The sequence below is a fragment of the Vibrio sp. R15-SG3-ISO1B genome (assembly GCF_059833835.1).
In genome coordinates, this window is the sequence record NZ_JCBDGG010000041.1 from 51,957 (window position 1) to 74,134 (window position 22,178).

At 51.4% G+C, this 22,178-nt stretch carries 23 protein-coding genes; 6 read left to right on the forward strand and 17 right to left on the reverse strand.

All coding sequences use genetic code 11. The features are described 5' to 3' along the window. Window positions 1-10: 10 nt before the first annotated feature. The 15 genes from rpsS to kefG all read right to left on the reverse strand — a co-directional run bounded on the left by rpsS (window position 11) and on the right by kefG (window position 14,008). The gene (gene rpsS / locus AC6R0S_RS12175) at window positions 11-289 is read right to left on the reverse strand and encodes a 30S ribosomal protein S19 (RefSeq protein WP_005435078.1); all 279 of its coding nucleotides are present in this window, start codon (window positions 287-289) and stop codon (window positions 11-13) included. A gap of 20 nt (window positions 290-309) precedes the next feature. Continuing rightward, on the reverse strand, window positions 310-1,134 hold the full coding sequence (rplB, locus tag AC6R0S_RS12180) for a 50S ribosomal protein L2 (protein WP_334554627.1): 825 nt from the start codon (window positions 1,132-1,134) through the stop codon (window positions 310-312). Between the two features lie 16 nt (window positions 1,135-1,150). Then, window positions 1,151-1,453 (reverse strand): 50S ribosomal protein L23, encoded by a 303-nt coding sequence (gene rplW, locus AC6R0S_RS12185; protein ID WP_004398471.1) that lies wholly within the window; start codon window positions 1,451-1,453, stop codon window positions 1,151-1,153. Further along, complete coding sequence (gene rplD, locus AC6R0S_RS12190) at window positions 1,450-2,052, reverse strand: 50S ribosomal protein L4 (RefSeq protein ID WP_005379556.1); 603 nt, start codon at window positions 2,050-2,052, stop codon at window positions 1,450-1,452. Before rplD ends, rplW begins: the two co-directional genes overlap by 4 nt. Window positions 2,053-2,069: 17 nt before the next feature. Further along, window positions 2,070-2,699: a 50S ribosomal protein L3 gene (rplC, locus tag AC6R0S_RS12195; protein ID WP_500630336.1), complete on the reverse strand. Its 630-nt coding sequence runs from the start codon at window positions 2,697-2,699 to the stop codon at window positions 2,070-2,072. A gap of 14 nt (window positions 2,700-2,713) precedes the next feature. After that, complete coding sequence (gene rpsJ / locus AC6R0S_RS12200) at window positions 2,714-3,025, reverse strand: 30S ribosomal protein S10 (RefSeq protein ID WP_001181007.1); 312 nt, start codon at window positions 3,023-3,025, stop codon at window positions 2,714-2,716. Between the two features lie 512 nt (window positions 3,026-3,537). After that, window positions 3,538-4,275, reverse strand: coding sequence for a 23S rRNA (guanosine(2251)-2'-O)-methyltransferase RlmB (gene rlmB, locus AC6R0S_RS12205; protein WP_334554633.1), 738 nt, complete (start codon window positions 4,273-4,275; stop codon window positions 3,538-3,540). A 56-nt stretch (window positions 4,276-4,331) separates the two neighbouring features. Continuing rightward, a complete protein-coding gene (rnr, locus tag AC6R0S_RS12210) occupies window positions 4,332-6,812 on the reverse strand; it encodes a ribonuclease R (protein WP_500638008.1) in 2,481 nt (826 codons plus the stop codon). 300 nt (window positions 6,813-7,112) lie between these two features. Further along, window positions 7,113-7,751, reverse strand: coding sequence for a flagellar protein MotX (gene motX, locus AC6R0S_RS12215; protein ID WP_334554638.1), 639 nt, complete (start codon window positions 7,749-7,751; stop codon window positions 7,113-7,115). Between the two features lie 338 nt (window positions 7,752-8,089). Beyond that, window positions 8,090-9,406, reverse strand: coding sequence for an adenylosuccinate synthase (locus AC6R0S_RS12220; protein ID WP_334554640.1), 1,317 nt, complete (start codon window positions 9,404-9,406; stop codon window positions 8,090-8,092). 161 nt (window positions 9,407-9,567) lie between these two features. Beyond that, complete coding sequence (locus AC6R0S_RS12225) at window positions 9,568-10,509, reverse strand: isoaspartyl peptidase/L-asparaginase family protein (protein WP_500630338.1); 942 nt, start codon at window positions 10,507-10,509, stop codon at window positions 9,568-9,570. Between the two features lie 144 nt (window positions 10,510-10,653). Continuing rightward, complete coding sequence (gene slyD / locus AC6R0S_RS12230; protein WP_500638009.1) at window positions 10,654-11,226, reverse strand: peptidylprolyl isomerase; 573 nt, start codon at window positions 11,224-11,226, stop codon at window positions 10,654-10,656. Window positions 11,227-11,323: 97 nt separating this feature from the next. Then, on the reverse strand, window positions 11,324-11,518 hold the full coding sequence (locus tag AC6R0S_RS12235) for a YheV family putative zinc ribbon protein (RefSeq protein ID WP_334554646.1): 195 nt from the start codon (window positions 11,516-11,518) through the stop codon (window positions 11,324-11,326). Between the two features lie 68 nt (window positions 11,519-11,586). Beyond that, entirely contained in the window at window positions 11,587-13,380 is a 1,794-nt protein-coding gene (gene kefB / locus AC6R0S_RS12240) for a glutathione-regulated potassium-efflux system protein KefB (RefSeq protein ID WP_500630339.1), read from the reverse strand. After that, window positions 13,364-14,008: a glutathione-regulated potassium-efflux system ancillary protein KefG gene (kefG, locus tag AC6R0S_RS12245; protein WP_500632851.1), complete on the reverse strand. Its 645-nt coding sequence runs from the start codon at window positions 14,006-14,008 to the stop codon at window positions 13,364-13,366. Before kefG ends, kefB begins: the two co-directional genes overlap by 17 nt. Before the next feature lie 226 nt (window positions 14,009-14,234). On the opposite strand from kefG, the gene AC6R0S_RS12250 reads away from it, so the two are divergent. The 6 genes from AC6R0S_RS12250 (at window position 14,235) to crp (ending at window position 19,796) form a co-directional block, all read left to right on the forward strand. Then, a complete protein-coding gene (locus AC6R0S_RS12250) occupies window positions 14,235-16,163 on the forward strand; it encodes an ABC transporter ATP-binding protein (protein ID WP_500632852.1) in 1,929 nt (642 codons plus the stop codon). After that, window positions 16,100-16,690, forward strand: a complete 591-nt coding sequence (locus tag AC6R0S_RS12255; protein WP_500638010.1) for a TIGR02444 family protein — start codon at window positions 16,100-16,102, stop codon at window positions 16,688-16,690. Before AC6R0S_RS12250 ends, AC6R0S_RS12255 begins: the two co-directional genes overlap by 64 nt. A 4-nt stretch (window positions 16,691-16,694) precedes the next feature. Next, entirely contained in the window at window positions 16,695-17,675 is a 981-nt protein-coding gene (locus tag AC6R0S_RS12260; RefSeq protein WP_500638011.1) for a hydrolase, read from the forward strand. 54 nt (window positions 17,676-17,729) lie between these two features. Beyond that, the gene (locus AC6R0S_RS12265) at window positions 17,730-17,942 is read left to right on the forward strand and encodes a YheU family protein (protein ID WP_500638012.1); all 213 of its coding nucleotides are present in this window, start codon (window positions 17,730-17,732) and stop codon (window positions 17,940-17,942) included. Between the two features lie 94 nt (window positions 17,943-18,036). Continuing rightward, window positions 18,037-18,906 (forward strand): phosphoribulokinase, encoded by an 870-nt coding sequence (locus AC6R0S_RS12270; protein ID WP_334554657.1) that lies wholly within the window; start codon window positions 18,037-18,039, stop codon window positions 18,904-18,906. A gap of 257 nt (window positions 18,907-19,163) precedes the next feature. Continuing rightward, window positions 19,164-19,796 carry a cAMP-activated global transcriptional regulator CRP gene (gene crp / locus AC6R0S_RS12275; protein WP_004410522.1) on the forward strand — a complete coding sequence of 211 codons (633 nt, stop codon included), beginning with the start codon at window positions 19,164-19,166 and terminating at the stop codon, window positions 19,794-19,796. A gap of 179 nt (window positions 19,797-19,975) precedes the next feature. On the opposite strand, the gene AC6R0S_RS12280 is transcribed toward crp, so the two are convergent. Further along, complete coding sequence (locus tag AC6R0S_RS12280) at window positions 19,976-20,776, reverse strand: DUF1338 domain-containing protein (protein WP_500638013.1); 801 nt, start codon at window positions 20,774-20,776, stop codon at window positions 19,976-19,978. 119 nt (window positions 20,777-20,895) lie between these two features. Continuing rightward, a partial coding sequence (astD, locus tag AC6R0S_RS12285; RefSeq protein WP_500638014.1) for a succinylglutamate-semialdehyde dehydrogenase occupies window positions 20,896-22,178 on the reverse strand: 1,283 nt, incomplete at its 5' end.

Below are 22,178 nucleotides of genomic sequence, written 5' to 3' on the forward strand. Positions count from 1 at the left end.
CATCTACTCCTTAACGCTTCTTAGCTTTCTTATCCGCAGCGTGACCGCGGTAAGTACGTGTTGGTGCGAATTCGCCCAGTTTGTGACCGATCATTTCTTCGGTAACGAAAACTGGAACGTGCTGACGACCATTATGGACAGCGATGGTCAAACCGATCATTGTTGGAATGATCATTGAGCGACGGGACCAAGTCTTAATAGGCTTTTTGTCTCCGCTTTCCACCGCTTTCTCTACCTTCTTCAGCAAGTGTAGGTCAATAAATGGACCTTTCTTGAGAGAACGTGGCATGGCTTATCCTCTTATATAGATTACTTGTTACGACGACGTACGATGTACTTGTCAGTGCGTTTGTTCTTACGGGTCTTGAAGCCTTTAGTTGGCATACCCCAAGGAGAAACTGGGTGACGACCACCAGATGTACGGCCTTCACCACCACCGTGTGGGTGGTCTACTGGGTTCATTACCACACCGCGAACGGTTGGACGAACACCGCGCCAGCGGTTAGCACCAGCTTTACCTAGTTCGCGTAGCATGTGCTCAGCGTTGCCTACTTCACCGATTGTTGCACGGCCTTCAGACAATACTTTGCGCATCTCACCAGAACGTAGACGGATAGTCACGTACGCACCGTCGCGAGCAACGATTTGAGCGTAAGCACCAGCCGAACGAGCTAGCTGAGCACCTTTACCAGGCTTAAGTTCAACACAGTGAACAGTAGAACCTACAGGGATGTTGCGCATCGGCAGGGTGTTACCTGCTTTGATAGGCGCATCAACACCAGATTGGATCTGATCACCAGCTTGAACACCTTTAGGTGCAATGATGTAACGACGCTCACCGTCTGCGTACAGAACTAGAGCGATGTTTGCGCTACGGTTTGGATCGTATTCTAGACGCTCAACTTTCGCTGGAATGCCATCTTTAGTACGTTTGAAATCGATAACGCGGTAGTGGTGTTTGTGACCACCGCCGATGTGACGTACTGTGATACGACCGTTGTTGTTACGACCACCGTTCTTAGAGTTTTTCTCTAGAAGAGGTGCGTAAGGCTTACCTTTGTGAAGGTCAGCGTTAACAACTTTAACTACGTGACGACGACCAGGGGAAGTCGGCTTACATTTAACAATAGCCATTGTTTAACTACTCCTGTTATTCCGCACCGCCAACGAAGTCAAGATCTTGACCTTCTTTCAAAGTAACGTACGCTTTCTTAACGTCGCTGCGGCGACCTTGGCGTAGACCTTGACGTTTGGTCTTACCCTTAGTGATAAGAGTATTTACAGACTTAACTTCAACTTCAAATAGCTTTTCTACGGCTGCTTTGATCTCTTTCTTAGTCGCATCTTTTGCTACTTTGAAAACGATAGTGTTCGCTTTCTCAGCAGCCATCGTTGCTTTTTCAGAGATGTGCGGTGCACGTAGAACTTTTAGGATACGCTCTTCAGTGATCATGCTAGCATCTCCTCAACTTGCTTAACTGCTTCAGCAGTCATTACAACTTTGTCGAACGCGATCAGTGAAACTGGGTCGATACCAGCAACATCACGTGCGTCAACTTTGTATAGGTTACGAGCCGCTAGGAATAGATTCTCATCTACTTCGCTAGTCACGATTAGAGCGTCAGTTAGCTCAAGCTCTTTAAGCTTAGCTACAAGCTCTTTAGTTTTTGGCGCTTCAACTGAGAAGTTATCAACAACGATTAGACGCTCTTGACGAACTAGCTCAGAAAGAATGCTCTTCATAGCACCACGGTACATTTTCTTGTTTACTTTTTGGCTGTGATCTTGTGGTTTCGCAGCAAAAGTAACACCACCTGTACGCCAGATTGGGCTACGGATTGTACCAGCACGAGCACGGCCAGTACCTTTTTGACGCCATGGCTTAGCGCCACCGCCAGAAACTTCTGAACGTGTTTTTTGAGCACGAGTACCTTGACGAGCACCTGCTGCGTACGCAACAACTACTTGGTGTACAAGAGCTTCGTTAAACTCACGTCCGAAAGTAGTTTCGGAAACAGTTAGTGCATCAGCACCTTTAACCATTAGTTCCATTACTTACTCCTGAGACGTTATGCTTTAACAGCTGGTTTAACGATCACGTTGCCGCCAGTTGAGCCTGGGACTGCACCTTTAATAAGAAGCAGGTTGCGCTCAGCGTCAACACGTACGATCTCTAGGTTTTGAGTCGTTACACGCTCAGCACCCATGTGACCTGCCATTTTCTTGCCTTTAAATACGCGACCTGGAGTCTGACATTGACCGATAGAACCAGGAGCACGGTGAGACAATGAGTTACCGTGAGTCATATCTTGAGTACGGAAGTTCCAACGCTTAACAGCGCCTTGGAAGCCTTTACCTTTCGATGTACCAGTAACGTCTACTTTCTTAGTTTCGTTGAACAGTTCAACAGTTAGCTCAGCGCCAACTTCAAACTCTTCGCCGTTTTCCAAACGGAATTCCCAAAGACCACGACCAGCTTCAACGCCAGCTTTAGCAAAGTGACCTGCTTCAGCTTTGTTTACGCGGTTGGCTTTCTTAGCACCAGCAGTTACCTGAATTGCTGCGTAGCCGTCTGTTTCAAGAGTTTTCACTTGAGAAACGCGGTTACCTTCAACTTCAACAACAGTAACTGGGATAGAAACGCCATCTTCAGTAAATACGCGGGTCATGCCCACTTTACGACCGATTAGACCAATCATTCTTCTAATCTCCCTTAACCTAGGCTAATTTGTACGTCAACGCCCGCTGCAAGGTCTAGACGCATCAGAGCATCAACAGTTTTGTCTGTTGGCTCAACGATGTCGATTAGACGTTTGTGAGTACGGATTTCGTACTGATCACGAGCATCTTTGTTAACGTGTGGAGAGATAAGAACTGTGAAACGCTCTTTACGAGTTGGCAGTGGGATTGGACCACGAACCTGTGCGCCAGTGCGCTTAGCTGTTTCAACGATCTCCGCTGTAGAAGCGTCGATTAGTTTGTAATCGAAAGCTTTTAGGCGGATACGAATACGTTGGTTCTGCATGAGACAGAGCTCCAATAGTTATTTATTACACAAACAATATCGCCACTCAGACTCGCTAAGGCGAGAGAATGTACGATTGATTTATGTGAAACCGTAGCATCCAAGATTAGGACGCATTGTCAGCTAATTTTCGATTAGCTCTCGAGAAGAGAAACATTGCTGTTTGTTTTCAAGAGGTGAACTAATTGTATTAACCGCGAACATAAGCTGAGTTTACATTACCTAATTTACCAAGCGGTAAATCAGCTCCTCGCTGCTCATTGGTTCACAACTGGCTTAACCAGTGCGGGGGATTATACAGATCACAGTTTCACATGCAAGGGTTGTTTGAAAAATAGTCGCAGAAAAAGAGGGGGAGAAAAAGAAGTGCCTAGTTTCTAGTTCCTAGAAGGAGCGTATAGAGAGCCAGAGGGGTGCTTAAAGAAAGTGAGAGGGGAAGAAGAAAAAAGTGAAAAGAAGTGCCTAGTTCCTAGAAGTCGCCCTCTAGGAACTAGGCACTCGCCACTAGGACCTTACCCCAACCTCTGACGGACGGCTTCGAAGAGGCAGATGCCTGAAGCAACCGAGACGTTTAAGCTCGAGACTGAGCCGGCCATTGGGATTTTGATTAGGTCATCACAGGTCTCGCGCGTTAGGCGGCGCATACCGTCTCCTTCGGCACCCATGACGATGGCCAGTGGGCCAGTCAGTTTGGCTTGATAGATATCGTGCGTCGCCTCGCCAGCGGTGCCGACAAACCAGATGCCCTGCTCTTGCAAGCTGCGCATCGTGCGCGCCAGATTAGTCACGCGCACTAAGGGTACGGTTTCTGCTGCGCCACACGCCACTTTGCTAACCGTTGCCGTCATTGGCGCCGACTTATCTTTCGGCACGATGACCGCGCAAACACCCGCCGCATCAGCGTTACGTAGGCAAGCACCTAAGTTATGGGGATCGGTCACCCCATCCAGTACTAGCAGCAGTGGATTGTCGTGCTTGGCGATAATGTCATCCAAATCATGCTCGTTGAGCGGCTTGGCGGGCTTAACACGAGCAATCACACCTTGGTGATTGGCGCCATGCGCTTTGTCGTCGAGGGTTTTGCGCGTCATCTGCTGGATGGAAACGCCTACCGCTTGCAACTCGTTGAGGATAGGTAGCAGGCGGTCGTCTTGACGCCCTTTAAGAACATACGCTTCAACAAAACGTTCAGGCTCTTTGGCCAACACTGCTTTGACGGCGTGGATGCCATAAATAAATTCGTTACTCATTAGTTAACCTGTTTTGATTCAAGAGAGAGGCGTGATGCGCCCCTCTCTTCGATAGATTATCGTGTGGCTTTTTTCGGCTTACGACCGGGCTTTTTCTTGATGGCCTTTTTGACTTTTGGCTTTTTCGCCCCCTCAGCGCTCGCGTCGCCACGAGACTGACCTTTCGCGCCCGCTTTACCGCGCTCAGTGTCAGGACGCTTAGTCGGCTCCACTGCCGGGATGGCGCGGCGCTCGCCTTTTCCGCTGGCGTTACGCTTCTTCTCTTTTGCTTTACGCTGCGCTTCTGCCGCGCGTTTTTTCGACGTTTTGCCTTTACCACGTGGCACTCGGCTACTTTCCACCAACTCAAAATCGATCTGTCTGTCGTCCAAGTTAACCGACAGCACCTTCACTTTGACGCTATCGCCAAGACGATAAATGGCGCCAAAGCTCTCGCCGATCAAGCGCTGGCCGATTGGATCAAACTGATAGTAGTCGTTCGCCAAGTTAGAGATGTGCACTAAGCCATCGATGTGCAACTCACTCAAACGGACAAAGAAGCCAAAGCCCGTGACGTTGGCAATCACACCGTCTAGCTCTTCACCAACATGATCTTGCATGTACTCACATTTGAGCCAATCCGACACCTCACGCGTCGCGTCATCAGCGCGGCGTTCGGTCATCGAACACTGCTCACCGTAGAAGTCCATGTCATCAAATGAATAGTGGTAGCCGTCTGTTGGGGTCCAGCGATCGTGATTAGTGCCCGCTTGTTTGGCAATCAAATACTTAATCGCGCGATGAAGCAGCAAGTCTGGGTAACGACGAATCGGCGACGTAAAGTGCGCGTAACGCTTCAACGCCAAGCCAAAGTGGCCACAGTTGTCGGCATTGTACACCGCTTGCTTCATCGAGCGTAGTAGCATGGTTTGAATCAGCTCTTTATCAGGGCGCTCACCGATATGCTTCATCAAATCCGCATAATCCGTAGGAGAAGGCTCCAAACCGCCTTTCAAATCCAAGCCAAGCTCAGCCAAGAAATCTCTAAAGCCCGTTAAGCGCTCCTCGCCCGGCGTTTCGTGAATACGATATAGCGCTGGCTCTTTGGCTTTTTCCACCAAGGAAGCCGAGGCGATGTTGGCCAGAATCATACACTCTTCAATGATCTTGTGCGCATCGTTACGCACCACAGGCTCAATACTTTCGATTTTACGCTGCGCATTGAAGATAAATTTGGTTTCGACACTTTCAAACTCGATCGCCCCACGCTGATCGCGCGCTTCTTTTAGCACTTTGTACATCGCGTGCAGCTGCTCAAGATGCGGCACCAAAGCTTGGTAGCGCTCACGCAGCTCTTCATCCCCTTCGAGGATGTCATGCACTTTGCTGTAGGTCAGACGCGCGTGAGAATTCATCACCGCTTCGTAATGCTTGTAGCCTGACAGCTTGCCGGTTTCTGAGATGGTCATCTCGCACACCATACACAAGCGGTCCACCTGTGGATTCAGTGAACAGAGTCCGTTAGAGAGTACCTCAGGCAGCATTGGCACCACTTGTGATGGGAAGTAGACCGAGTTACCACGGTTGATGGCCTCTTTATCTAACGCGCTATCGGTACGAACGTAATAGCTGACATCCGCAATCGCCACCCAGAGACGCCAGCCGCCCCCTTTCTTCGCTTCACAGTAGACAGCATCATCGAAATCGCGCGCGTCTTCGCCATCAATGGTGACCAATGGCAAGTCGCGCAAGTCAACACGACCGACTTTCGCCTCTTCCGGGACCTCTTCACCCAGGCCTTCAATCTGCTTCTCAACCGCTTCGGGCCATTCGTGAGGAATTTGGTGGGTACGAATGGCAATTTGCGTCTCCATACCTGGCGCCATATTCTCACCCAAAACTTCCACCACTTTGCCCATCATGCCACGTGAGCGTGAGCCACGGTCGGTCAATTCAATTACGACCACGTTGCCCATACGAGCCCCTGCTCGCTGGTCATTAGGAATCAAAATATCTTGGCTAATTCGAGAGTCATCCGGCACCACATAGGAGTAGCCATACTCCATGAAAAAGCGGCCGACGATCTGCGTCTGACGCTCTTCCAACACACGCACCAGGCGCCCTTCTTTGCGGCCGCGCTTCGAGTTATCGGTCGGTTGCACTAAGACGTAATCACCATGAATGATGTTTTTCATCTGATGATGCGGCAACACGATGTCGTTATCTTTGCCGACACTGCCTTCCGGTCTGACCCAACCATGACCGTCTTTATGGCCAATCACATAGCCTTTCACCATCTCGAGTTTTTCTGGCAAGGCGTAACATTGACGGCGCGTAAACACCAACTGCCCGTCACGCTCCATCGCGCGCAAACGGCGGCGCAAACCTTCGTATTGCTCTTCGCCTTCGAGTTTGAGCGCCTCAAACAGATCGTTGCGGTTCATGGGCACTCCCGCGTTAGTGAGATACTCAAGAATGTACTCACGACTTGGGATGGGGTTTTCGTAATTTTCAGATTCACGATCGGCAAACGGATCGTTGGGCATTGTGTCAGACATAGGCACGCCTATTTTTTCCAGAGGAGTTAATAACAGTATATCGGCTCAAGTGAGCTTTTAATACTAAGCTAGCGTTTTTAAAGTGAAAGGTGGTCTTTTTAGGCAGAGTTTGCAAGTAGAAGGGTTAGCGGATAAAAGGTGAGGAGATAAAAGCAAAATACCCAGCCGAGCTGAGTATCACCATCACTGGCCACAAAGGCCAATCCAGAGTGCAGGTTGGATAAGCCGCGTGGTGTCTGTTTCGAATTCTAAGTCCGTCGACTGCTAGCGCGAGCCCCGCCCCCTAGCAGAACGAGTGCGTTACCAGAACGTGTCGCGTTTTTTGGCGCGCGCGATGATGTTTTGCGGCATACGGCGCTCCAGCCCCTGACGCAAAATAGAGATGCGTTTGTGGGTGCGCTGATCCGCGGTGACGGAGTTGTAGAGCCAGCGGTAGGCATCTTCATAATCGAGCGGGCTGCCATAATCACGCAGCAGCAATTCTGCCAGATGAATACGCGCGTTCAGGTTGCCCATCGCAGCGGCTTCACGCAGATAAGGAATCGCGCGCTCTTTGTCTTCTTGTACCAAGGTGCCTCGAGAGTAGTAACGCCCGAGCTGCTCCAGCGCGGCAGGTAAACCTTGATGGGCAGCGTTCTCCATATAGTAGAGACCCAGTTCCACATCCTGCTCCACACACACACCCCACGCCAACATATCACCATACAAAAACTCGTAAGACGGTAGGCTAATGCGCGTTGCGCGCGCGACAATGTCTTCCACCAGCTGACATTTGTCGGCCTTGACTTGCTCAAGGTGCTTGTTGTCGTTAATCAGTTTGATCAGTTCAGCTTCGGTATAAATCGGGACCGGTTCACCAATCTCCGCTAGCTCATTCGCGGTGACCGTTTGAGCGCCCAACATCAATACCATCGAAGCCGCTAACGTTTTTAGCGTCATTATCTGCACTCTTTACTTCGATTGTTTGTCCATTGTTAACTGGGATGCGCGACTCAACACCACACCTCAATTGCGAGCGACCACCACCGATTGACTCCACTGCTGGAGTCGACGCCAACAAACCGGCGAAAGAGGTGGCAAGCTTGAACCTTATATCGACCAAGATTGATAACTCTTTAATCAAAATTGCCGCTACAAGGCAAATTGTTGCCGCGAAAGGGAGAGAATTCAAGCTGTAAAGACGTAAAAAAACCAGCGCAAGGGCGCTGGTTTATCAGATTCACTATTCACTGTTGTGGCAGCTATTAGCTATTAGCTATTAGGAATGCCAGCCTAGATTAGGCGTTAAACGGGTGAACTTTGATGATGGTTTCGTTACGGTCAGGACCGGTTGAGATGATGTCAACAGGCACGCCGGTGAGCTCTTCAATACGCTTGATATAGTTCAGCGCAGCTTGAGGCAAATCATCGATAGACTTGGCACCGAAGGTGTTCTCAGACCAACCAGGCATGGTTTCGTAGATAGGGGTTGCCTTCTCGAACGCTTCTGCCGCCATTGGTGACACTTCAAGGATAGCGCCATCATCCATCTTGTAACCCGTACAGATTTTCAGCTCTTTCAAGCCATCCAGTACGTCCAATTTCGTCAAACAGAAACCGGACACTGAGTTGATTTGGATCGCGCGGCGCATTGCCACAGCGTCAAACCAACCGGTACGACGTAGACGACCTGTCGTTGCACCAAACTCGTGGCCAACCGTGCCTAGGTGTTTACCGATAGGATCTTGCTTGTCTTGACCATCGTACAGTTCCGTCGGGAATGGGCCTGCACCAACACGTGTGCAGTACGCTTTCGCGATACCAAGAATGTAACCAATGTGACGAGGACCAAAGCCAGAGCCTGCCGCAACACCACCTGCTGTAGTGTTCGATGAGGTCACGTATGGGTAAGTACCGTGGTCGATATCAAGCAGTGTGCCTTGTGCACCTTCGAACATGATCTTGTCGCCGCGCTTACGAGCCGCATCCAGTTCGTCAGTGACATCAATCACCATAGAAGTGAGAAGGTCTGCGTAGCCTTTGGCTTGCTCAAGCACTTCGTCATAGCTCACCGCTTCCGCTTTGTAGAAATTCACAAGCTGGAAGTTGTGGTATTCCATCACTTCTTTCAGTTTCTCAGCAAACGCGTCCATGTCGAACAGATCGCCAACACGAAGACCACGGCGCGCCACTTTATCTTCATACGCAGGACCGATACCACGGCCTGTTGTACCGATCGCTTTTTTACCACGCGCAACTTCACGCGCTTGGTCCATAGCGATGTGGTATGGAAGAATAAGAGGACAGGCTTCAGAAATGAAAAGACGCTCGCGCACTGGAATGCCGCGCTCTTCAAGAGGTTTCATTTCTTTCAGTAACGCTTCTGGCGAAAGAACAACGCCATTACCGATAACACATTTAACGTTATCGCGAAGAATACCTGATGGAATTAAGTGGAGAACGGTTTTTTCACCGTCAATGACTAGAGTGTGACCTGCGTTGTGACCGCCTTGGTAGCGAACCACATATTTTGCATCTTCAGTTAAAAGGTCTACGATTTTACCTTTACCTTCGTCACCCCATTGGGTGCCCAGAACGACTACGTTATTTCCCATCTTTCCAAGTCTGATTGCTAGTTAAAAAAGGATTCTAGCACCGAATCACACTTCGTGCAGTCATTTTTTAATCATCCCAAAGGAAACCCCGCTAGTGCTCTGGTACGCAACGAGATTTTCAGATCCTATTATCCATTTTGACTCACAGTCAGTGGCGGCTTTCATTCATCGGCGTAAATTTTCACACATAAATTACCCGCGGCATCAATACTAGCGCGATACATGCCTGAGCTGTTCATGGCAAAGTGCACTTGCCCGTGCGCATCGAGAGCAATCAGGCCACCTTCTCCACCTAACGATTTGAGCTCCCCTTGAATGATGCTGTCGCTGGCTTGCTGGACGCTCTCCTTGAGATAGCGCATGCGCGCCGCAACATCAACGGCCACGGTTTTGCGAATGAAGTACTCACCCATTCCCGTGGTGGAGACCGCCACAACGCCATTTTCTGCGTACGTGCCCGCGCCAATCAACGCAGAGTCACCGACTCGGCCATACTTCTTGTTGGTGATACCGCCGGTGCTGGTTGCCGCTGCCAAATTCCCGTTGGCATCGAGCGCCACCGCTCCGACCGTGCCGTACTTGTTGTCATCCGGATAGCGCGACTCCGACAGGGCAAACATCCCTTTCTCTTTCATCGACTGAAGCTGCTCATAGCGGCGCTCGGTAAAAAAGTAATCTTGCTCGGTATAGGTATAGCCGTGCTCAAAGGCGAACGCTTCCGCGCCCTCTCCGATCAAGAGCACATGGTCGCTCTGCTGCATCACTGAGCGGGCAACTTCTACCGGATTTTTAATATGGCGCACCCCCGCCACCGCGCCAGCATCACACTGGGCGCCATGCATCACTGAGGCATCCATCTCGACAAACTCTTTGTGGGTCAGCACCGAGCCTTTCCCTGCATTGAAGTGCGGCGAGTCTTCCAGCACTTTCACCGCCGCGACCGCCGCATCGAGCGCGTCGCCACCGGCCGCTAACAAGCAGTGCCCAGCGCGCACCGCGCTCTCCAAATCAGACAATATGGCCGCTTTTAGTGAGTCGCTCATTTGCTCTCGCAGTATGGTCCCAGCCCCGCCATGTATGGCGATTGAAATTGGTGAATTCACTCTTTTCTCCTTGATGTTGCTCAGTCACCCTATCCCCAAACAACAAAAAAGCGCAAGTCGATCACTCAACTCACGCTCCTGGTAGCTTCTTTAGTCTCTCTGCCTACCTCTAGGAACTAGGCACTAGAAACTAGGCACTCACTATTAATGCGAGCCGCAACCACCGCCACCGCAGCAGCCGTCTTTTTTCTCGCTATGGTCATGGCCTTCACCGCCACAACAGCCGCCTTCGTGCTCGTGGTCGTGACCACCCGCTTGATGTACGTGACCGTGCTCGATCTCTTCCGCTGTCGCTTCACGTAGCGCAACCACTTCCACATCAAACGTCAGCGTTTGACCTGCAAGCATATGGTTACCATCCACCACTACTTCATCACCATCTACTTCCGTCACTTCGACAGGGATAGGGCCTTGGTCAGTGTCTGCTAGAAAGCGCATGCCCACTTCAATTTGATCCACACCTTGGAACACGTCAGCAGGAACGCGCTGAACCAATGCGTCATTATGCTCGCCGTACGCCTCTTCTGGTGAAACCGTCACAGAGAACTTCGCACCTGCTTCTTTGCCTTCAAGCGCCGTTTCCAAACCCGTGATCAGGTTGTTGTTACCGTGTAGGTAATCTAGCGGCGCATCGGCAGTTGATTGGTCAACGACAACGCCGTCTTCCATTTTCACTTGGTAAGCAAGGCTTACAACTACGTTCTTTTCGATTTTCATAATGACTCCAAGGAGAGTGAATAACGGAGCAACACAAACGCTCCGTAAAATAGTGTCGTCTAAGCGGACATTATGGGGATGATTTTTATAAACTCAATCAATCTGGCTTAAAAATACCGATCATATCTTGACCAGCATGGGGCGTTTTCTCCACCTCTTGCGGTTTTCGTTGATCGGTATGCTGGCATTCCACGCACTCGACCCACTCAATATTGTTCTCTATCCACCAGCGCAGGGTATCTTGAGCTTGGCAATGTGGGCAACTCGCCCCAGCTATAAATCGTTTTTTCATGGTGCTCTTGTTATTGGGTTTGTAGGGTTATGGGTTATGGGTTATGGGAAGTTTAGAGCTTGATGGGCTCAATCCCAGTAGTTTTTCGATTGCTGGTCGCTTTCCATCTCACGACCAAAAATCTCTTCCAGCTCTTTACGCGCCTCTTTGGCTCTCAGCGCCAACTGCTTATCTTCGTTGTGCTGTGGCAGAAGCTCTTTGAGCATCGCATTGTCTAACTTTCTAAAGTGCGCCTCAGCACGTTTGGCCTGATAGGGGTGCATGCCCATCTCAACCAAGGCTTGACGCCCTAAGTCTAACGCGCCCAAAAAGGTTTCGCGCGAATAGTTGTCTACACCGTGACTGAGAAGCTGATACGCCTCCACTCGGCTGCGCGCACGAGCAAGCAGCTTTAGGTGCGGAAAATAGTGCTGACAAAGCTCAACGATCTTCATGATTTCATCCGGTGAGTCGGTACAGATGATCATCGCTTCCGCCTTGTCGGCGCCGGCGGCACGCAGTAAATCCAGTTGCGTCGCGTCACCATAAAATACCTTGTAGCCATATTTACGCAGGAGCTTAATTTGGCTGGCATCACTTTCCAACACGGTCACTTTGATTTTGTTGGCGTACATCAGTCGGCCCACAATCTGCCCGAAGCGCCCAAAACCGGCAATGATCACCCGCGGACGTTTGTTGATGATGTCGCTTTGCGCCGACTGACCTGAGGTATTGAGCCCGCGTGCATACCACTTGTTCTGCGCCATCAACAGCAAAGGCGTGGTGACCATAGAGAGGCTGACCACCACCAATAAAAACGCGGTTTGATCTTTACTCAACAACCCTTGACTGCTCGCAGCGGTAAAAATCACAAACGCAAACTCACCACCTTGACTCAAAATGGCCGCCATTTTACTGCGCGCTTTGGGTCGGCTGCCCGACGCCTTAGCCAGCAAGTACAAAATCAGCCCTTTGATCGATACCAGGCCAATCACCGATATCAGCACCGCCAACGGCTCTAGCGCCAACAGACCAAGGTTGACCGCCATGCCTACGGCAATAAAAAACAGCCCAAGCAACAAGCCTTTAAACGGCTCAATCGCTATCTCGAGCTCATGTCGGTATTCACTTTCTGCCAGCAGCACGCCCGCAAGAAAGGTCCCGAGCGCCATTGATAGCCCCAAAGACTGCATCAACAAAGCGATGCCGATCACCAGCAGCAAGGCACACGCGGTAAACAACTCTCGCACACCACTTAATACGATGTAGCGAAACAAAGGGCGCAATAAATAGTGACCACCGACCAGCAAACCTATCACGCCGCCGACCATCCACACGGCGCTGAGCCAATCACCACTGGTGTGCCCAGCCAGAAGCGGCAACACCGCCAGCATAGGGATCACCGCTATATCTTGAAACAGCAACACCGCAAACCCTGATTGCCCGGCCTCACTGCCGCCTAGCCCTTGCTCTTCAATCACTTTCAACGCGATGGCGGTAGACGAAAGTGCCAACCCCATACCGATCACCACGCTGGTTTGCCAACTCACGCCAAAGAGATTGGCAATACTCGCCAATACGAGCGTAGTCAACACCACTTGAGCGCCGCCCAAGCCTAAAATCGGCCCTTTCATTTTCAGCAGTTTTTTGGGATTGAGCTCAAGGCCAATCAAAAACAGCAGCAGCACCACACCAAATTCGGCAAAATGGAGAATCGCTTCCACATCACTAATCAGCCCCAGTCCCCAAGGACCAATCGCCACGCCCGCCAACAGATAACCGAGCACAGAGCCCAGGCCTAAACGCTGAGCCAGTGGCACCGCCACCACCGCAGCGGTCAGGAAAATCACGCTGCTTTGCAGAAAATCACTTTCCAGAGCCATCTTGCCCCCCTTGTGCGCGCGCTTTCGCCTCGCTCAGCTCGGCCCCCGTAGTCATCGGCGCAAGCGGATCGTTGAGCCATTGACGGTACTCTTCGGCATGTTGATAACGCTCCAAGTCAGTCACATTGCGCGCCCAGTAAAGCACCAGCGGTTCAATCCACTCCATTTGACACAAGGCGGCGGTCAACTCAAAAGGCTGCAAAATCTCCGACAGTGGATAGCGGTTGTAGCCCGATTTGGCGTACGCATCAAAATGACCACCGGTGGTGATCACGCTGCGCCACACTTTGCCCTTGAGCGCTTCGCCTTTACCAAAGGCAAATCCTTTGCTTAACACACGATCGATCCACTCTTTAAGCAGCGCCGGACAAGAGTACATATAAAGAGGGTGATGAAAGACAATTACATCGTGCTCGAGCAGTAGTTGGTGCTCAGCAGCGACATCAATAAAGAATTCAGGATAGTGCGCGTACAAATCGCGCACAGTAACGTGCTCAAGTGAGGCTATTTTCTTAAGCATGATCGTATTGGCCACTGAACCTTGCGACTCTGGGTGCGCGTACAGTACCAGCACTTTAGGTTTATGCTTAAGTGTCTGCTTAGACGTGGGGGTCGATGACAGTTCCATCCGTGAATCACCATCCATTCTTCTCTGTTGCCTTTGACAATACGTGGTTCGCTGCTAATTCTCAATGCTAATCAATCAATTCACACCACCAATAGGCCCAAGAAAAGCGCAACCCGAAACAACACATACGCCAGCAACACCGACGCAATGATCGACTTTTTACGCCAATCCCCCTACTATGCGACGCAAGACCAGTCCACATCGCGAGAACCCAACGGGTAACATTATGATCACCTTTTCTGACATCGAATTGCTGCGCGGCGGCAAACCCCTGCTTGAACACGCTACGGCGACGATTCATCCGGGGGACAAAGTCGGCCTAGTCGGCAAAAACGGTTGTGGTAAATCCACACTGTTTGCGCTGATCAAAGACGAACTCTCTATCGATGGCGGAAACTTCACTAAACCCGCTCACTGGGAACTCTCTTGGGTGGCTCAGGAAACGCCCGCCCTAGAGCGCTGCGCCCTTGAGTATGTGATTGATGGTGACCGCGAGTATCGTGCACTGGAAGCGCAATTGGCCGAAGCGGAACAGAAAGACAACGGCACGCTCGTCGCTGAGATCCACGGCAAAATCGAAACCATTGGCGGCTACAGCATTAAAGCGCGCGCCGCGGAGCTGCTCGATGGCTTAGGCTTTAGCCAAACGCAGATGAGCTGGAATTTAACTCAGTTTTCCGGTGGTTGGCGGATGCGCCTTAACTTAGCGCAGGCGCTGCTGTGTCGCTCTGACTTGCTGCTGCTCGACGAACCGACCAACCACTTGGATCTGGATGCCGTGATGTGGCTTGAGCGCTGGCTGCAAAATTACCCGGGTACTTTAATCTTGATTTCTCACGACCGAGACTTTCTCGATCCGATTGTTGGTCGCATCATTCATATCGAAAACCAGACGATGAATGAATACACCGGCAACTACTCGTCATTTGAAGAGCAGCGCGCGCAAAAACTGATCCTGCAACAAGCGCAATTTCAAAAGCAGCAGAAACAGATGGCGCACATGCAAAGCTACATCGACCGCTTCCGTTACAAAGCCTCTAAAGCGCGCCAAGCGCAAAGCCGCATTAAGGCGTTGGAGCGAATGGAAAAAGTCCTGCCGGCACAATTTGATAACCCGTTTAGCTTTGAGTTCCGTGAGCCGTTGGCGTTGCCTAACCCGATCATTATGATGGATGAGGTCAGTGCTGGTTACGGCGATGCCTTAATCCTCGACAAAATTCGTCTCAACCTGGTTCCTGGCAGCCGAATTGGTCTGCTTGGGCGCAACGGCGCCGGTAAATCAACGCTGATCAAACTGCTCTCACGCGAGCTCAAGCCTCAAGGTGGCGATTTGACCTACTCACAAGGGGTCAAAATTGGCTACTTTGCCCAGCATCAGCTCGAAACCTTGCATCCCGAAGAGACGCCATTGCAGCACATGATGCAAATCGCCCCGGATAAAAACGAGCTAGAGCTGCGTAACTACCTTGGCAGCTTTGGCTTTCAAGGCGATAAGGCACTAGAAAAAGTCGCGCCCTTCTCCGGCGGCGAAAAAGCGCGCTTGGTGCTGGCGCTGATTGTGTGGCAAAAACCGAACTTGCTGCTGCTCGACGAACCGACCAACCACCTAGACCTCGATATGCGTGAAGCGCTGACCCTCGCGTTGCAAACCTTCGAGGGTGCGATGGTCATCGTCTCGCACGACCGTTACTTGTTGCGCGCCACCACCGACGACCTCTATTTGGTGCACGACCGACAAGTCGCGCCCTTTGATGGCGATCTCAATGACTACTATAAATGGCTGACGGAACAGCAAAAACAAGAGAGGCGTGACGCGCAAGACGCTCAACCTGAAAAAAGCACCACCAACAGCGCAGCCGCCAAGAAGGAGCAAAAGCGTCGTGAAGCAGAATTTCGTAAGCAGACCGCCCCTCTTCGCAAAACTCTGACAAAACTCGAAGAAAAAATGGATAAGTTGGGTAAAGCGCTCAATGACGCTGAAGTACAGCTGTCTGACAACAGCCTGTATGAAGCAGAAAATAAGGCTAAACTTAATCAAGTATTGGCGACTCAAGCAAGCTGCAAAGCTGAGCTTGAGGAGGTAGAAATGGAATGGATGGCAGGGCAAGAACAACTCGAACAGATGGAAGCAGCGTTCACGGACGCGAGCCAGTAGAGACCACCGAAGCACAAGCATCGCAAGACAGCGCGCAAGCCGCGCGGCTGTCACACGACGAGCTGTGGGCATTCTGCTTGCAATACTACAGCGTGCGTGAAGTGAAAGACGCCTGTCTTAGTATGCAAAACCGCTATGGTGGCAATGTCAATTTACTGCTGCTGGTACGCTGGTTAGATGAGCAGAGGCTCACCTTTGACGAGCAGGGCTGGGCAACGCTGCACGCTAGCCTGGCGCGATGTGAACCTCTGCTGCACAGCTATCGAGAGCTGCGCCGCAAGTTAAAACTTGGCGCGCCCGATACGCTCTACCGCGAGGCACTGCAATTCGAGCTAGAGCTAGAAAAACAGCAGCAGGTCGATTTGCTCACTGGCGTCAACACGCTCACACTGCAAGAGAATCAAGGCGAACCACTCACCTTGCACTATTGCCGGCAGCAGGATGCTGAGCCCCTCTACGCCGCGCTGCATACCGATTGGTATCCGACTGTCGGCAACCCGCCAAATACAGAAGCGAGCAAGGGATAGGCTTATGACACATTTTACCGCCGCGAAAGGACTCACCAATCCGCACCTGCAAACCTTGGCTCCGCGCCTGATTCGCAAAAAAGCCTTGTTTGAGCCTATCTGGCAAACACTTGATACGCCCGATGGCGACTTTCTCGATCTCGCTTGGAGCGAAGATTGGCAACAAGAGAGCGCCGCGCGCAAACCCATTTTCGTGCTGTTTCATGGCTTAGAAGGTTGTTTTTACAGCCCCTACGCCAACGGATTGATGCACGCGTTTTCTTCCCAGGGCTGGCTCGCCGTGATGATGCATTTTCGCGGTTGCAGCGGTAAACCTAACCACACCGCGCGCGCCTATCACTCAGGCGAAACCGAGGATGCTCGCCACTTTTTACGCCACCTCAACCACCTGTTTCCCGATCAAACCAAAGTCGCGGTCGGCATCTCTCTAGGCGGAAACATGTTGGCGAACTACTTAGCCGACTACCGCGATGAGCCACTGCTTGACGCGGCAACCATCGTCTCCGCGCCTTTGGATTTGTCGGCCTGCGCCGAGCGGATCGAGCAAGGTTTCTCCAAGGTCTACAAAACCTACCTGCTCTCCTCACTTAAGAAAAACGCGCTGCGTAAACATCATCTGTTAAAAGGCGAGCTCGATCTCTCTTATCAAAGCATCAAACGGGTCACTAAACTGATGGAGTTTGATGACCTCATCACAGCTCCCCTCCACGGTTTTAAAGACGCGCAAGACTACTACCAGCGCTGCTCTGGGATCCGTCGCCTGAAAGAGATCCGTCTGCCGACACAAATCATCCACGCCAAAGACGATCCGTTTATGACGCCCGACGTCATCCCGAAATTTGTCCTGCCAGACAACATCGACTACCGCCTGTTCGATCAAGGCGGCCACGTCGGGTTCCTCACTGGCAGCGCCATCAAACCGCGCTTTTGGTTGGAAGAGGCGTTGCCGGCGTACTATGAATCCCTAAGCGTTTCGAATCGTTAGCCCTTTCGGCATAATAGCCGCCTTCAACTTTCATCATAAATGAATGAGGTATTTATGATCATCCCTTGGCAACAGATCGCCCCTGACACCCTAGACAACCTGATCCGTGAATTTGTACTGCGTGAAGGGACGGACTATGGCGAGCAGGAAATCTCTCTTGACGAGAAAATCGCCCAGATCCGTCAGAGCTTGGTGAGTGGTGACGCGGTGGTGGTCTATTCAGAGCTGCATGAGAGCGTGGATATTCAACTCAAATCAAAGTTTTAATATTTCCAGTGCGTTAAAAAACGCCATACCGTGATCAATCAATAGAACATGCTATATTGGTCATCATTTGACAAGGAATAAGACAAGGTTTGTCATGTCAGCAAAACACCCCATTATTGCCGTAACGGGCTCTTCCGGTGCGGGCACAACCACGACCTCTGAAGCGTTTCGCAAAATGTTTAACATGATGCGCGTGAAACCGGCTTGGGTGGAAGGGGACAGTTTCCACCGCTTTACGCGCCCAGAAATGGATGTCGAGATCCGCAAAGCGCGCGAGCAAGGACGCCACATCAGCTACTTTGGTCCGCAGGCGAACGACTTCCCTGCGCTGTCTGAGTTTTTTAAGCAGTATGGCAATGAAGGCACAGGGCAAATTCGTCGCTACTTGCACACCTTCGATGAAGCCGTGCCCTACAATCAAATGCCGGGTACCTTCACGCCGTGGCAAGATTTGCCGGAAAATTCTGACGTGCTGTTCTACGAAGGACTGCATGGCGGCGTGGTGGATGGTGAGGTCAACGTCGCCCAACACGTCGACTTTTTGATTGGCATGGTACCGATTGTGAACTTGGAGTGGATTCAAAAATTCGTCCGTGACACGCGCGATCGCGGTCACTCACGCGAAGCGGTAATGGACTCGATTGTCCGCTCGATGGATGACTACCTCAACTACATTACCCCGCAATTTTCGCGCACCCACATCAACTTCCAACGCGTGCCGACCGTCGATACGTCCAACCCACTTAACGCTAAAGGCATCCCAAGTTTGGATGAAAGCTTTGTAGTGATCCGCTTGCGCGGCATCAAACAGGTCGACTTCCCATACCTGCTCGCTATGATTGATGGCTCTTTCATGTCGCGCCACAACACTATTGTCGTGCCGGGGGGTAAGATGAGTTTTGCGATGGAGCTCATCGTCAGACCTATCCTACAGCAGCTTATCGAGACGGGTAAAATTGGCTAGAGATCAGTCCTAAGACCCGTTTACTTGTCATACCGTGATCATGTGCACATTTTTGCGTAAACAATCACCAACTTGACACGATTAAAATCAAGAAATCCCTTTTGAAAAAGGCTACTATTTGTAACCGAAACAAAGATGGCTTGCAGCATTGAATAAGTGCTCTTATCCTAAAAAGCCTTGTTCAAGGCTTCGCGCCTTTTACTGGCGCGACAAAAATGGAAAGCGGCAAGCGTACCCTGCAGAGGAAGTGAGATATTATGGTTCTAGGTAAACCTCAAACCGATCCAACATTAGAGTGGTTCCTGTCACATTGTCATATTCATAAGTACCCATCAAAAAGCACATTGATCCACGCCGGTGAGAAAGCAGAGACGCTTTACTACATCGTCAAAGGCTCTGTGGCGGTACTGATTAAAGACGAAGAAGGTAAGGAAATGATCCTTTCTTACCTAAACCAAGGTGACTTTATCGGTGAACTTGGTCTATTTGAAGAAGATCAAGAGCGTACCGCTTGGGTTCGCGCTAAATCACCTTGTGAAGTTGCAGAGATCTCATTCAAGAAATTCCGTCAGCTTATCCAAGTCAACCCTGACATCCTGATGCGTCTATCTGCGCAAATGGCAAGCCGCCTACAAGTGACGAGCCAAAAAGTCGGTGACCTCGCCTTCCTAGACGTGACAGGCCGCATCGCGCAGACGCTACTTAACCTAGCGAAACAGCCAGATGCCATGACGCACCCAGACGGCATGCAAATCAAGATCACGCGTCAAGAGATCGGTCAGATTGTCGGCTGTTCACGTGAGACCGTTGGCCGTATCTTGAAGATGCTTGAAGAGCAAAACCTGATCTCCGCCCACGGTAAAACCATCGTCGTCTACGGCACGAGATAGGTGATTATTAGAGGCGAGTTCCTAGTGACGAGTTCCTAGAGAAAACCTTTAAAGATTAAGAAAGCCACCCTGTTTTACCAGCGGTGGCTTTTTATTTACCAGGACCTAGCCCCATCACCCACTACCTATTACCCATCACCCATTTAACCAGCCCCCCTCTAGGAACTAGCAACTAGGCACTAGGAACTTCCCCCATCCGTACTCTCAAATATCTTATCCGCTGACGCCGCGACAAACCCTGGGTAGAGCTCACCATTACTCATCGGATAGCGTTTGGCGAATTCGTAGAAGCCGCCTGGGATCACTTGCGTACCGTCACTAAAGCTCACCTCGACTTTGTCTGCCATGGTGGACGATTGCTCAAGCAGTACCTCTGGTGAGCCTTTCACTTCGCCACCCGACTCATTGATGACAAAGCCCGCTTGGCGCAGGTGCTCATTCACCGCCGCGACCTCGTCAAATGCCTTGAGCTGATTAACGCTTACGGTGAAATGGTTGGCCCCATAGCCGTGCGCCGCAAGCCATGCTGCGTACTCACTCTCTTGGGCGAGGGTTTGAAAATCTTCATAGCTGAGATCCCACAAACGGCCCGCATACAAAAACTCATGGCTTTGCAGTGCGTATGCCTCCACTTGTGCCACCAGCTTGCTGACAATGCGTTGCAGCGGCGCTGAGCACTCTTCGACTTTCAGCTCACTGATGAACACTTTTGGCAACGTCGGATCGGCGTGCTCGTAGTGCTTGGCGACCAAGTGTTTGCTCTCAAACAGGTAGTCACCGCACGCTTGGTAACCTAGCGCAATAAATGGCGCAGCCAATGTCTCGATACCGAGCGGCGCAATGTTAAAGGTGCGCAGCGCAATATGGTCATTGATCAGCGGCTCATCTTCTTCTAAAAGCTGATGAACCTTGGCCGCTTGAGGACATAGACGGGAAATATAGTCTTGCCACAGTAAATCGAACAGTTGAGCAGGCGTCATAACGTCTCCATGTTAATCGTGAAGCTGAATCGTAAAGCTGGTTCTTTAAAAGAATGGCTTAATCACAAACCTAGCAATGAATCGAACACCTTGGGCTCCAAGCGAGCCCAAGGTGCGTCTTACAGTTCTACACCCGGGCTTAACGTCTCAGGCAGCAAGGTGTGCTCGCCTTCCATCGACGCCATAGGGTAAGCGCAATAATCCGCAGCGTAGTAAGCACTTGGGCGAAGGTTGCCCGAGGCGCCCGGTCCGCCAAACGGCGCATCGCCACTTGCCCCAGTTAATTGGCGGTTGCGATTGACGATCCCTGCACGAATGTGGTCAACAAAGTAGGCCCACTCATCATCATCGGTGGACACCAGCCCAGCAGAGAGACCAAAGCGGGTGTCATTGGCCAGCTCAACGGCGCGCTCAAGACCTTGATAACGCACCACTTGCAGCAGCGGGCCAAAATACTCTTCATCTGGCAGCGCTTCGATGGCCGTGACATCAATAATCCCCGGAGTGACAAACGCCGCCTCGCCCGCTTTCGCTTCCACCAAGCTCACACCACCAAGGCTCTGCAAGTTCGCCTGTGCGTTGAGGATAAAGTGTGCCGCAGCTTTCGAAATTTGTGGGCCCATAAAAGGCGCTGGCTCTGCAAACGGCTGATCGACGCGCAGCTTGCGTGTGGCCTCAACCAAGCGATTGACCAAGGCATCGCCTTTGTCGCCCACAGGCACATAGAGACGACGTGCGCAGGTACAACGCTGCCCGGCACTGATAAAGGCCGATTGCAAAATGGTGTAGACCGTCGCGCCCAGCTCACCATAGTGCTCACTGATGACCATAGGGTTGTTGCCGCCCATCTCCAGTGCCAGCATCTTGTCTGGCTGACCGGCAAATTGGCGATGCAGCAGGTGACCTGTATTGGCGCTACCAGTAAACAGCAGGCCATCAATGCCTTTCGACTCTGCTAGCGCAATGCCCGTCTCTTTGCCCCCTTGGACTAAGTTGATCACGCCCGCAGGCAATCCGGCTTGTTGCCACAGCTTCATCGCTAGCTCACCGGTCAGCGGCGTTTGCTCTGACGGCTTGAACACCACGGTGTTGCCCGCCAGCAGCGCTGGGACAATGTGACCATTGGGCAAATGACACGGGAAGTTATACGGGCCAAACACCGCCATCACACCCAACGGGCGATGGCGCAGTACAATTTGGTTACCCGCCGCTTCACGGGTACTTTCGCCTGTGCGATCATGATAAGCGCGAATAGAGATGGCAATCTTGCCCGCCATGGCCGCGGCTTCTGTGCGCGTTTCCCACAACGGCTTGCCGGTCTCTTTAGCAATCACTTCGGCTATCTGCTCGCTGCTCTCTTTCACTTTTTCAGCAAACGCCAGCACGATGGCTTCGCGCTGCG